The organism is Sulfitobacter sp. UBA1132, from assembly GCF_002311545.1.
GTDB classification, from domain to species: domain Bacteria; phylum Pseudomonadota; class Alphaproteobacteria; order Rhodobacterales; family Rhodobacteraceae; genus Sulfitobacter; species Sulfitobacter pontiacus.
Genome location: NZ_DCAN01000019.1, coordinates 171,748 through 183,648, shown reverse-complemented (window position 1 = coordinate 183,648; position 11,901 = coordinate 171,748). Strand labels below are relative to the sequence as shown.

Sequence of the window (11,901 nt, the reverse complement as noted above, 5' to 3'; positions counted from 1 at the left end):
CGATGTTAACTGCGATTATCGATTACGAATCGGGCAACCTTCATTCGGCGCATAAGGCGTTCGAACGGATGGCGCGTGAGTGTAATGCTGGCGATGTAGTGGTCACTGCTGACGCCGATGTCGTGGCGCGCGCCGACCGCCTTGTCCTGCCCGGCGATGGTGCATTCCCCTCCTGCATGGCCGCGCTGAAAGGTCAAAGCGGCATCTATGCCGCCATGGTTGAATCCGCCGTCGACAAGGGCCGCCCCTTTCTTGGGATCTGTGTGGGCATGCAGTTGATGGCATCCATGGGGCGCGAGTATGAAGACACAGCAGGCCTAGGCTGGATCAGTGGCGAAGTGACCAAGATCACGCCACGCGACCCATCCCTAAAAGTACCGCATATGGGATGGAACGACCTTGTCATAGACCAGCCTCACCCCGTTTTCGACGGAATCGAAACCGGGGATCACACGTATTTTGTCCATAGTTTCCATATGGATGTACAGAACGAGTCCGAGCGGTTGGCGCATGTCGATTATGCTGGTGACGTCACTGCTGTTATCGGCCGTGACACCATGATCGGCATGCAATTCCACCCGGAAAAAAGCCAGACAACCGGCCTTCGTATGATTGCGAACTTTCTGAACTGGTGCCCCTGAACCGGGCACCGCCTTCTACCGAAGGCGGGTCCAGATCATTTCGTCGCAAGCATTTCCTGTGCAGGTCTGTAACCGCATCGCATTGCCGTCGACCAAAATCTTCGCCTTATGTTTTTTTGAGGCAGAAGGCTCCAGCAACGTGCCGACATAGCTTCCGTCTGGTTGCGGCTTCATATCCCAGAAGACCCGTTTGCCAACCGCTGTAGAGCGTTTGTCATATCCACGCCGATCCTTGGCACGCTCGACTGTCCCGCATAACGCAGGGCCGCAGGGCTTCGCCCGCACGTGAACAACCAATCCGTTAACATCCGGCGCAGATTTCCAGACACCTTCAACTACATCAGCAAATACAGTCGTCGAAGAAGCTGCAAAAATAGCAGCATAGAAAATATATTTTGTTAAAAACATCGTATCACTCCCCCAAGCGACACATGCCTTACAGCTTTTTAGCAACGCACCAAAAAACCAAGGCGCGGGCATAGTCTACACCCGCGTCCCGATTCGCGCAAATCCCACTCATTTGGGATGGAAATGAAGGTTACTGGACCCGCTGCCAGTCCTGCTTTGAACACAGCAACCCGCCCGCGACACAGCCCGACAGTTTCAGGCTGTTACCGGCGACGCTCATCTTGCCGATGTAGATTTTGTTGTTTGAAGGTCGCCAAACCTTACCTGCATATTTGCCGCTCCCGTCAGGTTTCATGTCGATGACCAACTGCTTGCCGATATTTTCGGACTTATATTCGCCCGACGCGTTGAACGTCCGCTGAATCGTACCGCAGATCGCCCCGCCACAGGGGGTCATTTTGACATGCGCATAAGCCCCGTCATCCGGTTGCGTTTTCCAAACGCCAACCGCCGGGTCGGCAGCCATGGCTGTTCCTGCAAAACCAATGCCAACGATGGCCGCAATAATCGTTCTTTTCATGATATATCCTCCCGATATGCTCTCAGATTGAAGCCAATACGACGATTCAGGCAAGCTTGACGTAGGGGACACCTCTGCCGCGTTGCAAAAACCCGCCCGCCGTGGCAATTGAAACCAACTCCCCCAATGCCAAGGGCAACACTATGATCCTCTACCCCGCTATTGACCTTAAAGACGGCCAAGCCGTTCGTCTTGTGCACGGCGACATGGAAAAATCCACTGTTTTCAACGATGACCCCGCGGCGCAGGCCCGTGAGTTTGTGGATGCGGGCTGCACTTGGCTTCACTTGGTGGACTTGAACGGTGCCTTCGCAGGGACGCCGGTCAATGCCGCCCCGGTGGAAGCGATTTTGAAGTCTTGCAACGTCCCCGCCCAGTTAGGAGGCGGCATTCGCGATATGGCGACGATCGAAGCTTGGCTGGACAAGGGTCTGGCACGCGTCATTCTGGGCACTGTCGCGGTCGAAAATCCCGCGTTGGTGCGTGAAGCAGCGCGAGCTTTTCCTGGCAAGGTCGCGGTCGGCATTGACGCCAGAAATGGTCGCGTGGCAACCAAGGGATGGGCTGAGGAAACCGACGTAATGGTTACAGATCTCGCTAAATCTTTCGAAGATGCAGGTGTCGCGGCGCTGATCTACACCGATATCATGCGAGACGGGGCCATGGGCGGTCCAAACATTGACGCCACCGCCGCTTTGGCGCGTGCCGTCAATATTCCTGTCATCGCCTCCGGGGGCGTCAGCTCCCTTGCTGACCTTGAGGCGTTGAAAGAAACTGGCGTGATATCCGGTGCCATTTCCGGCCGGGCGCTTTATGATGGCGCGATCGACCTGAGCGAAGCTTTGAAGGCCCTCGCCTGAGTTTCCAAATGGTTTCAAATCCTCGGGTGGTTTGGAGGGCAGACAGCCCTCCAACGGTTTTTTCCGCTGCCCCGTCGCGAGAAAGAAGACATGCTTAAGACCCGTATTATTCCTTGCCTCGATGTCGCCGATGGTCGCGTTGTCAAAGGCGTTAATTTTGTTGGCTTGCGCGATGCCGGTGACCCGGTTGACGCAGCGATCGCATATGACGCTGCAGGGGCGGACGAGCTTTGTTTTCTTGATATCCACGCCACACATGAAAACCGTGGTACCATGTTCGACCTGGTCACACGCACAGCCGAACACTGCTATATCCCGCTTACTGTAGGTGGCGGTGTACGCACCGTTGCAGATGTTCGCGCCCTGCTTTTGGCTGGCGCCGACAAGGTCAGCTTTAACTCTGCCGCGGTGGCTAATCCGGACATTATTGCGCAGGCAGCAGACCAATTCGGCAGCCAGTGCATTGTCTGTGCCATCGATGCGAAAACCGTCGCCCCCGGAAAATGGGAGATTTTTACCCACGGTGGCCGCAAACCCACGGGCATAGATGCAGTCGAATTCGCAAAGACGGTCACAGTGAAAGGCGCAGGAGAGATTCTACTTACCTCAATGGACCGTGACGGTACCAAGCAAGGGTTTAACATTCCGCTAACGCGCGCGATTTCCGACGCGGTTTCTGTGCCTGTCATCGCCTCTGGCGGTGTCGGAACGCTGGATCATCTTGTCGATGGCGTCGTTCAGGGCGGCGCTTCAGCGGTGCTCGCAGCCTCGATCTTTCACTTCGGCGAATTTACGGTCGCTCAGGCGAAACAACACATGGCTGATGCCGGTATCCCAATGAGGCTTTCATGACGCTCGACGATCTATTTGCAACAATCCAATCAAGAAAAACTGCCGATCCATCAAGCAGTTGGACGGCGCAGCTTCTGGCAAAAGGCCCCGAGAAATGCGCCGAAAAATTCGGTGAAGAAGCGGTCGAAGCGATCATTGAGGCCGTGAAGGACGATAAAGCTGGTCTTACATCGGAAGCCGCAGATGTGCTGTACCACCTGCTTGTCATGCTCGCATCCCGCGACGTCGCGCTGTCAGATGTACTGGATGAACTGAGCCGCCGACAGGCGCAAAGTGGCCTCGCTGAAAAAGCCGCCCGCTAACACGGGGCACGTTTACCACAGTATATTTCTTGACGTGTAGCAAACTGGGGTCAAAGCTTGCTGGAGATTATTCCCGTTGCAAAGCCTCCCATGCGCAATTCGCCGAAAAGGCGCTGATATTCAATCTTCGGGCATCTGTTTTGAATAACGGTCAGGCCCTTTGCTTCCGCATTTGCGGCAGCTTCAGCATGCTGCACCCCGATTTGCATCCAGATCGTCGCCAGATCAGGAAACACCTGTAATGCCTCGTCAACGATTTCTGGCACAGTCTCTGACCGTCTAAAAATATCGACCATGTCAACGCCACCCCCGATGTCTGACAGCTGCGAAACCACCGTTACCCCCAATAGTGTCTTCCCAGCATGCACCGGATTTACCGGAACAATATCGTACCCCTTGGTCTTCAAATATCGCGCGACATAATAGCTTGGCCGAACCGGGTTCAACGAAGCCCCCACGACCGCGATCCGCTTCGTCTGCGTCAGAATATTTTTCAATTGGGTATCGGTGTAGGTCATGCCTCTTACTAAACCTCTAACGGTTCAAAAAAAAAGCGCCCTCGACGATAAACGTGAGGGCGCAAAGGTATGGAACGAGGGACAGTTAGGTGATCGGCGAGAGTTCCAAACTCGCCGTCATACACAATAGGTAGGAACGATTTTCTCCATTCAAAGAGCATGTGACAAATCCGTGAAGAAACGATGAATGCGCCAGCCATTTTCCGCCGAATCTCGCTTCTGGTAGCGTAAACTAGTCAAATATATCGTCGATCACATCCGCGACCTCACTCGCGATCTTTGTGACCCAGGTTTTCTTTTTCTTCACTTTTCGATGCTTAGGCTTGCGAATAGCAGCTGCCGCTTGGGCATGTGGAAATTTCCGCATCCCCGCCGCAGGCCTGCCGCCGGTATTGGGCTTTTCAGAATCGCGAGGGAGCGGAATTTGTTTCAGATCATGCAATGGTGCGCCGCATTGTGCGCAAGCCAGCTCGTGCCGCCCTGCCCCCAATGTCAGCGCTGCCTTGCTGCCGCAAAAACAGCATGTCGCGATTTTTGTCGGGTAATTCATGCAATTATGCTCAGCTGTGATCCCGCGACGCATATAGCGCGATTGCCGCTGCATTTGACACGTTTAGCGAACCGAACCCGCCGCCTGCGTCGATTCGGACCAGCGCATCGACCGTTTCTTTGGTTTTATCACGCAGACCTGGCCCTTCGGCCCCCAGCACAAGCGCCACCGGACGGTCGCGCTTCCCCTCCAGCGCAGATTCGACAGTCATATCGGCTTCGCCGTCCAGACCAAGAACAAGATACCCCATCGATTGAAGCTCCTTGATCGCGTCGGCTAGGTTCCGGACACGCAAATATGGCTGCCTCTCCATCGCGCCACTCGCTGTTTTCGCAAGCGCCCCGGTCTCGGGCGCAGCGTGATGACGCATGCCCACAACCGCCGATGCACCTAATACCTCTGCGGACCGCAGAATTGCACCAACGTTATGCGGGTCTGTCACCCGATCCAGCAGCAACACGCGCGGTGCTTCGGCCCCGATGCAGACATCCTTGAGCGTCCCCCAGCTCAGCGGTTTGACCTCTAGTACGGCTCCTTGATGCACCGACCCGGGGTCCAGCGGCGGGCGGAATTTTCGCGGATCAACGACCTCTGGTTCAATGCCGGCCTTGGCAATCGCCTCTTCCAGCTTGATCTGAGCATTCGGCGTAACCATCAGCTTAATCTTTTCACGCGCGGGATTTTCCAGCGCGTCGCGCACTGCATGAAGGCCAAACAACCAAACTGTTTGGTTCGCATCTGCCTTTTTTTCCTGCTCTTTTTGCACAACCCACTTAGGTTTTTTCATCGCCGAACCTTCTATCTTTCATCGCAAGGTAAAATTCCCTGCATTTCGCGCCGGTTTTCGCCTTGACGCCTATACTGCCCGCTTGTAATCACGCCTTCACATCCGGTGCAATGCACAGGGTGAAAGTGGGCGACAGGCCGCAAGGTGTGGCAGGGGACTGTAACTCCCTCGCGGAGACGCACGCCTGGTTCGATTCCAGGGTCGCCCACCACTTTCCCCTTTTCGACTATCCTTAAGTATAGCGGCACAGCCGTTTGATACATTGTGTTCCGATGTGAATTTGTGACACATCTTATGCATTTAGAACGCATACGAAATGATAGGGGTGACCCGTGTCCCATGCTTCCCGGCCGGATCAGGCTTTCAACATCGCGATCGTCGGGCAACACGGGCGGCTGGCTTATGAGGCTCTGTTGTTTGCCGCATCACTGCGCCACCACAGCCCCCATTTTTCGGGCAACCTCTATGTGATGGAGCCGCAGCCCGGCCCGCTTTGGTCGGATGATCCACGAATCAAGAACCCCGATGTTATCAGCGCGCTCCACAACCTTGGCGCAGAGGTGATCCCGTTTGACACAAAGCACTTCGGTGAGAGCTATCCATATGGAAATAAAATCGAAATGCTCAATGCGCTTCCAAAAGCTGAGCCCTTCGTTTTCTTCGATACGGACACGTTGATCACTGGCGACCTGATGTCGGTCCCCTTCGACTTTGACCGCCCGATGGCATCCATGCGGCGCACAAACACATGGCCTGCTCCCCAGCTGTACGGACCACAATACGCCGGTCTGTGGAAATCCCTTTATGACAAGTTTGACCTAGATTTTGACAGCAGCCTCGACCTGTCTCAGCCCGACGACTATTGGCAACGGTATCTGTATTTCAACGCAGGTTTCTTTTTCTATCGCTGCCCTCACGAATTTGGTGAAAAGTTTTTGCACTATGCGCTGGCGATCCGCGATGACGCGCCGGAAGAGCTTTGCGCGCAGTCTTTTGACCCTTGGCTTGACCAAGTCGCGTTGCCGCTAGTTATTCATGCGCTTGGTGGGGCGCGCGATACCTTGCCTGACGGGCTGATCGACGGGTCTGTTAGCTGCCACTATCGCCTGCTGCCCTTGCTTTACGCGCGCGAACCGGACCACGTCGTTGACACTTTAGAAACGATTGCAGCACCAAATAAACTGAAGAAAGTTTTAAAGGGTTCGGAGCCGATCAAGCGGATGGTCTATCAAGGCCGCGGTCGCAAGGCGCGGGCTCTGTTTGATCAGGACAACCTGCCGCGCAAAGAGCAGGCCATTCGGAATCGTTTGAAATCAAACGGCTACTGGATGCGGTAGCGTCGACCGCATTTCATCCGAGTCGGTAAACAACCTCCTAAGCGTGACAGAAGCGACCTACAGCTTGTGCGTTCACATCGGTTCACCTAACCATATTGAAGACAATTTTAGGGAGAACAACGATGACAGATAGCCCCAACTATGGTTTTGATACCCTGCAGATACACGCAGGGGCTAAACCTGATCCGGCGACCGGTGCGCGGCAGACGCCGATCTACCAAACCACGGCCTATGTGTTTCGCGATGCGGACCACGCGGCGGCGTTGTTCAACCTGCAAGAGGTGGGGTTCATCTATTCCCGCCTGACGAACCCGACCGTTGCTGTCTTGCAGGAACGCATCGCCACGCTTGAGGGGGGCGTTGGTGCCGTGTGTTGCTCTTCCGGGCACGCGGCACAGATTATGGCATTGTTCCCGCTGATGGGGCCGGGCAAGAACATTATCGCCTCTACCCGTCTGTATGGGGGCACGGTGACGCAGTTCAGCCAAACGATCAAACGTTTCGGTTGGTCTTGCAAGTTTGTCGACTTTGACGACGTTGATGCCGTGAAAGCAGCGGTTGACGACGATACCCGCGCGATCTTTGGCGAAGCCATTGCCAATCCTGGCGGCTACATCATGGACGTACGTGCCATTGCCGACGTGGCGGATGCGGCAGGCGTTCCGCTGATCATCGACAACACAACGGCGACGCCCTACCTGTGCCGCCCGATCGAACTTGGCGCGACTCTGGTGGTACATTCGACGACGAAATACCTGACCGGCAACGGCACGGTAACAGGCGGCTGTATTGTGGATTCAGGCAAGTTCGATTGGTCCGCGAATGATAAATTCCCGTCGCTGAGCCAACCGGAACCTGCTTACCACGGTCTCAACTTTCACGAGACCTTTGGCGGCTTGGCCTTTACCTTCCACGGCATCGCCATCGGTTTGCGGGATCTTGGCATGACAATGAACCCGCAGGCCGCGCATTACACGCTGATGGGGACAGAGACACTTTCGCTGCGCATGGAACGCCACGTAGAAAACGCCCAGAAAATCGCGACTTGGCTCGAGAACGATGACCGCGTCGACTATGTCACCTATGCGGGATTGGAATCCTCGCCCTATTTCGAGCGTGCGAAAAGCGTTTGCCCCAAGGGGGCCGGCGGGTTGTTCACCTTTGCGGTGAAGGGCGGATACGACGCCTGCGTCAAATTGGTAAATGCGTTGGAGATTTTCAGCCATGTCGCAAATCTTGGCGACACCCGATCGCTGATCATCCACTCTGCCTCCACCACGCACCGTCAGCTTAGCCCCGAGCAGCAAGAAGCCGCGGGCGCCGGCGCGAATGTTGTGCGCGTTTCCATCGGGACAGAGGATGCCGCCGACCTGATCGCCGATCTTGATCAAGCGCTAGCCAAAGCGACGGCTTAGGTTACGACCAATAAAAGACCCCCGCCAAAGCAACCCTTCGGCGGGGGTATATTTACCCATTCAAACCTTCAAATGCCGCGAGGCAGCAGAGAGTTAGTCAGCCTCGGCGATTTCGAACTGCAGCGTGACTTGCGCGCTGATGTCGATCTCTCCGGTCTCGATGGGCATATCCATAGTTTTCATCTGGGCACCCCGCATTTCCATCGGGCGGAAACCCTGGCTCGATTCGGACATGCTGGTGAGTTTACCAAGCTTAACGCCAGCGGCATCTGCAAGCTGCTGCGCACGCGCCATCGCATCCTCAACGGCACTCTCTCGGGCCTTGGCCAGCGCCGCTGCATTATCTTGCAATCCGAATTGCAAGCCGTTGAAATCATTCGCGCCCTCGGCCACGACCGCATCAAGCAATTGCCCAAGTTTGCTTAAATCGCGAACCGTCACACTGACGGTGTTACCCGCCTCATAGCCCGATACTTCCACCGGGGACGCATCTTCGCGAGGGCGGTTGTCATAGACGGGCCGCAGATAAAGCCCGCTGGTCTGACGGTCGAGGCCCGCGATCTTCAATGTGTCCAATTGGTCTAGAATGCCGCGCACTTTTTCCGAAGTCTGCGCCATTGCGTCCGAAGCAGAGGCCGCCCGCTCGCTCACGCCCAAGCGGATCGTCGCGGTATCAGGGGCAAGCGATACAATGCCCTCGCCATTCACGGTGATCCCCTGCGGCGCTTGTTGCGCCAGCGCACCTGACGCGAAACCGGCACAGACGATCGCGGCAATTTTCAACATTCGCATATTCATGACCTTTTTTTACTGTGATATCCCTTGGCAACATATGTGACCTCCCGCCTAAGTTGCCGCAAGCCTCCTCTGCGCTCCGCTCTTTTCATGAGCAAACTACTGCTCTATTCTTTTGCTGTGAACGGGCGCTCTGTTTTGCAGGCGATCCCCATGGTATTGGCAATCTGCTGCCGTCCGAATGTCCCACCGTCCCAATGCCTCTAGTCAAAAGCGTTCCAATGAAGCCCAATTTTGCACTGTCTCTCTCCTTCGAAGGTATTCGCCTCCTGCACCGCGCCCCTGATGGATGGCGGCAGGTGGGTGAAGTGGCCGTCGACGCGGAGGATATGGCCGCCCAACTGGCCGCCTTGCGAAGCACCGCCACCGCGCTAGAGCCGAGCGGCCTGCGCAGTAAGCTGCTGATTCCGAACGATCAAATCAAATACATGACGATCGACACCGCGGGACTTAGCGATCAGGCGCGGCGCGAACAGGCCGAGGTGGCGCTTGATGGCGCGACGCCCTATGCCGTCGAAGATCTGGTCTTTGACATCAGCAATGACGGCCCCCGCACGCATATCGCCGCCGTCGCCCGCGAAACACTGGCCGAGGCCGAAGCCTTCGCGACCGAGCATCGTTTTCACCCCGTCAGCTTTGCCGCCCAGTCCGACGATCATGATTTTACCGGCGAGGCGTTTTTCGGCCCAACAGACTCCGCCCCCAAGTGGTTGGAGCCGGGCGATTCTGTGGAGCGTGACAAAGGGCCATTCGTTATCCTGGGCGATGTGGAGCTGCCGCCGGCGGATACTTCGCCGCCGAAAGGTGATACGGCTGCTAAGGCGGAAAACCCCGGTAAAGCCGATGATGTGACGGCGGATGCGTCGCAGGAGGGTGACAGCACGTTGGATGCTCTGGCGGCTGATGCCGCAACGCCGGAAGCAAAGACGGCTGATGCTCCTCAGCCTGCAAGCCAGAAACCAGCAGACGCCCCCGCGCCCAAAGCGGCAAAGCTTGACGCGCCTCGCGTTGCACCCGCGTCCCCATCGGTGACGCCCCCGCCAAGCAAGGCGTCGGCCCCCGCCCACGCCAAAACGCCCGAAGCGTCAGCTGGCAAGGCACCGGCACCCGCGGCACAGAAACCAGCCGCCCCATCTGTTGAAAAAAATGTGGCAGCGACACCCAAGCCCGCGCCCGCCGTCTCCAAAGCCCCGCCCGCGGCACCTGCCGCTACCAAAGCCCCCGCGGATTTTTCCAGCAGACGCAGCGCGCCCATCGTCACGGGTGCCGCCGCGCGCGGTAGCGTGCAGCCTTTGTCGCACACGGGCGGGCCGGTCCCCGATAGCAGTTCGTTAACCGGTGCCAAACACACACAACCTGCCAAGTCGTCGCCTTTCGGCTTTCTGAAACGCCGCAAGCCCCGCGCGACACCACCTCCGCCCCAACCAATTGCCGCAAAAGCGGCCCCCATTCCCGGCAAGGCCCTTGCCACGGGGGCCAGCGAAGTCGACCAGATGACCGTTTTCGGGGCCCGCAAAGAGCAGTCCATCGGAGGCAAGCCGCGCTTTTTGGGGCTGGTCCTGACCGCAGCTTTGCTGGTGTTCCTCGCGGGCGTCGCAGCTTGGGCGTCTGTCTTCCTTGATGATGGGTTAGCGCTTTCGCGGCTCTTTGGCAGTCGTGACACCACGCAAACCGCCTCTGCCCCTCCGGAGCCGGCGGTCAAACAGCAGGTGGAAAGCCGCGAGGACCCCATCGTACCCCAGGCCCCGCCCGAGACTACGGCTGACACCACTGTCGCCGCGCTTGATCCCACGCTCAGCGATGAGGACGGTGCGGTTTTGGACGCGATGCGCGTGCCACAGCAGCTGCAACCGCGCGAGCTGACCGCGCAGGAAATCGAAGCGAAATACGCGACAACCGGCATTTGGGCCATCGCGCCAAAGACACCAAAAGCGCCGTCGATGGTGACGCTGGATGATCTGTTCATGACCAGCATCGATCCCGTCAGCACCTCGAATGACGCTGTTGCACTGCCGACGCTCGCGTCCTTTGGCGGGGATACGGTCGATATCAGCTCGGCCCCTCCGGCGGCGGCAGGCACGTCGTTCACACTGGATGATCGTGGTCTGGTTGTTCCAAGTCCGAATGGCACGTTGAACGCGGATGGGGTTTTGGTTTTCGCCGGGCAACCGGCCCGTGTGCCCCCTGCGACCCTCGCCCGCCCCGGTGCGGTCGAAGAGCAAGAGGTCGAGGATACGGTTGTTGCGGCCCTGCTTGGCTTTCGCCCCAAGCTGCGCCCCGAGGATCTGCCCGAACAGAACGAGCGCGCTAATCTGGGCGGGGTGACCCGCAACGAACTTGCCGCGTTCCGCCCAACCCTGCGCAGCGCCGATGTCATCAAGGCCGCTGCTGCAGCCAAACAGGCCGAGGTTGACGCCGCAGCAGAGGCAGCAGCCGCCGCGATCAAAGCCGCCTTGCCGCAAGAGCCCGTGAACAACGCGACGCAATACGCGACAGAAGTGTCCAAGCGACCAGACACGCGCCCCGGTAACTTTTCGCGCATCGTACGTCGGGCCGAACGGGCGCAGCCTGCGCCTGTGACGGTCGCCAGTGCGCCGGCTGCGGTCACGCCGCAGGTGGTACAGCCTTCCCTGCCATCGAAAGCCTCCGTATCGAAGCAGGCAACTGTGAAAAATGCGATCAAACTGCGTCAAATCAATCTGATCGGAGTCTACGGCAAACCCTCAAGCCGCCGCGCCTTGATCCGGCTGAGCAACGGGCGGTACCAAAAGGTTGCCGTCGGGGATCGTCTGGATGGCGGCCGCGTCTCCGCGATTGGCGAGGCCGAATTGCGGTATAACCGCCGCGGGCGCGATGTCGTCCTCAAGATGCCCCGCGGCTAAACCCCGCAAGATCTGACTGCTCGCCACATGAAAA

General features: G+C 57.5%; 13 protein-coding genes and 1 tRNA gene. 8 read left to right on the top strand and 6 right to left on the bottom strand.

Annotated features, from left to right (window positions below; translation table 11 throughout):
* Positions 1-2 precede the first annotated feature (2 nt).
* Complete coding sequence (gene hisH / locus B4F27_RS14705; RefSeq protein ID WP_286759993.1) at positions 3-641, top strand: imidazole glycerol phosphate synthase subunit HisH; 639 nt, start codon at positions 3-5, stop codon at positions 639-641.
* 15 nt (positions 642-656) lie between these two features.
* Here the strand turns inward: hisH and B4F27_RS14700 are convergent, their stop codons facing one another.
* Together B4F27_RS14700 and B4F27_RS14695 are read right to left on the bottom strand one after the other, a co-directional pair.
* Positions 657-1,049, bottom strand: a complete 393-nt coding sequence (locus B4F27_RS14700; RefSeq protein ID WP_286759992.1) for a DUF2147 domain-containing protein — start codon at positions 1,047-1,049, stop codon at positions 657-659.
* A 130-nt stretch (positions 1,050-1,179) separates the two neighbouring features.
* The gene (locus B4F27_RS14695; protein ID WP_074634550.1) at positions 1,180-1,569 is read right to left on the bottom strand and encodes a DUF2147 domain-containing protein; all 390 of its coding nucleotides are present in this window, start codon (positions 1,567-1,569) and stop codon (positions 1,180-1,182) included.
* A 143-nt stretch (positions 1,570-1,712) separates the two neighbouring features.
* Here B4F27_RS14695 and hisA point away from each other — a divergent pair, with 143 nt between their 5' ends.
* From hisA to B4F27_RS14680, 3 genes are all read left to right on the top strand, one after another.
* Entirely contained in the window at positions 1,713-2,429 is a 717-nt protein-coding gene (gene hisA, locus B4F27_RS14690) for a 1-(5-phosphoribosyl)-5-[(5-phosphoribosylamino)methylideneamino]imidazole-4-carboxamide isomerase (RefSeq protein ID WP_037963903.1), read from the top strand.
* Between the two features lie 90 nt (positions 2,430-2,519).
* Entirely contained in the window at positions 2,520-3,281 is a 762-nt protein-coding gene (gene hisF / locus B4F27_RS14685; protein WP_037963902.1) for an imidazole glycerol phosphate synthase subunit HisF, read from the top strand.
* Entirely contained in the window at positions 3,278-3,583 is a 306-nt protein-coding gene (locus B4F27_RS14680) for a phosphoribosyl-ATP diphosphatase (RefSeq protein WP_064215640.1), read from the top strand. Before hisF ends, B4F27_RS14680 begins: the two co-directional genes overlap by 4 nt.
* A 50-nt stretch (positions 3,584-3,633) precedes the next feature.
* Here the strand turns inward: B4F27_RS14680 and B4F27_RS14675 are convergent, their stop codons facing one another.
* The 3 genes from B4F27_RS14675 to rlmB form a co-directional block, all read right to left on the bottom strand.
* A complete protein-coding gene (locus tag B4F27_RS14675; RefSeq protein WP_278425665.1) occupies positions 3,634-4,101 on the bottom strand; it encodes a CoA-binding protein in 468 nt (155 codons plus the stop codon).
* A 232-nt stretch (positions 4,102-4,333) separates the two neighbouring features.
* On the bottom strand, positions 4,334-4,651 hold the full coding sequence (locus B4F27_RS14670) for a hypothetical protein (RefSeq protein ID WP_286759991.1): 318 nt from the start codon (positions 4,649-4,651) through the stop codon (positions 4,334-4,336).
* 10 nt (positions 4,652-4,661) lie between these two features.
* A complete protein-coding gene (gene rlmB, locus B4F27_RS14665) occupies positions 4,662-5,438 on the bottom strand; it encodes a 23S rRNA (guanosine(2251)-2'-O)-methyltransferase RlmB (protein WP_286759990.1) in 777 nt (258 codons plus the stop codon).
* Positions 5,439-5,565: 127 nt separating this feature from the next.
* Between rlmB and B4F27_RS14660 the strand changes: the two genes are divergently transcribed.
* From B4F27_RS14660 to B4F27_RS14650, 3 genes are all read left to right on the top strand, one after another.
* A tRNA-Tyr gene (locus B4F27_RS14660) sits at positions 5,566-5,649 on the top strand.
* Positions 5,650-5,770: 121 nt separating this feature from the next.
* A complete protein-coding gene (locus B4F27_RS14655) occupies positions 5,771-6,775 on the top strand; it encodes a hypothetical protein (RefSeq protein WP_286759989.1) in 1,005 nt (334 codons plus the stop codon).
* A 122-nt stretch (positions 6,776-6,897) separates the two neighbouring features.
* A complete protein-coding gene (locus B4F27_RS14650) occupies positions 6,898-8,190 on the top strand; it encodes an O-acetylhomoserine aminocarboxypropyltransferase/cysteine synthase family protein (protein WP_005854311.1) in 1,293 nt (430 codons plus the stop codon).
* A 93-nt stretch (positions 8,191-8,283) separates the two neighbouring features.
* On the opposite strand, the gene B4F27_RS14645 is transcribed toward B4F27_RS14650, so the two are convergent.
* Positions 8,284-8,982: an SIMPL domain-containing protein gene (locus B4F27_RS14645; protein WP_286759988.1), complete on the bottom strand. Its 699-nt coding sequence runs from the start codon at positions 8,980-8,982 to the stop codon at positions 8,284-8,286.
* Between the two features lie 224 nt (positions 8,983-9,206).
* Here B4F27_RS14645 and B4F27_RS14640 point away from each other — a divergent pair, with 224 nt between their 5' ends.
* A complete protein-coding gene (locus B4F27_RS14640; RefSeq protein ID WP_286759987.1) occupies positions 9,207-11,867 on the top strand; it encodes a hypothetical protein in 2,661 nt (886 codons plus the stop codon).
* Positions 11,868-11,901 lie beyond the last annotated feature (34 nt).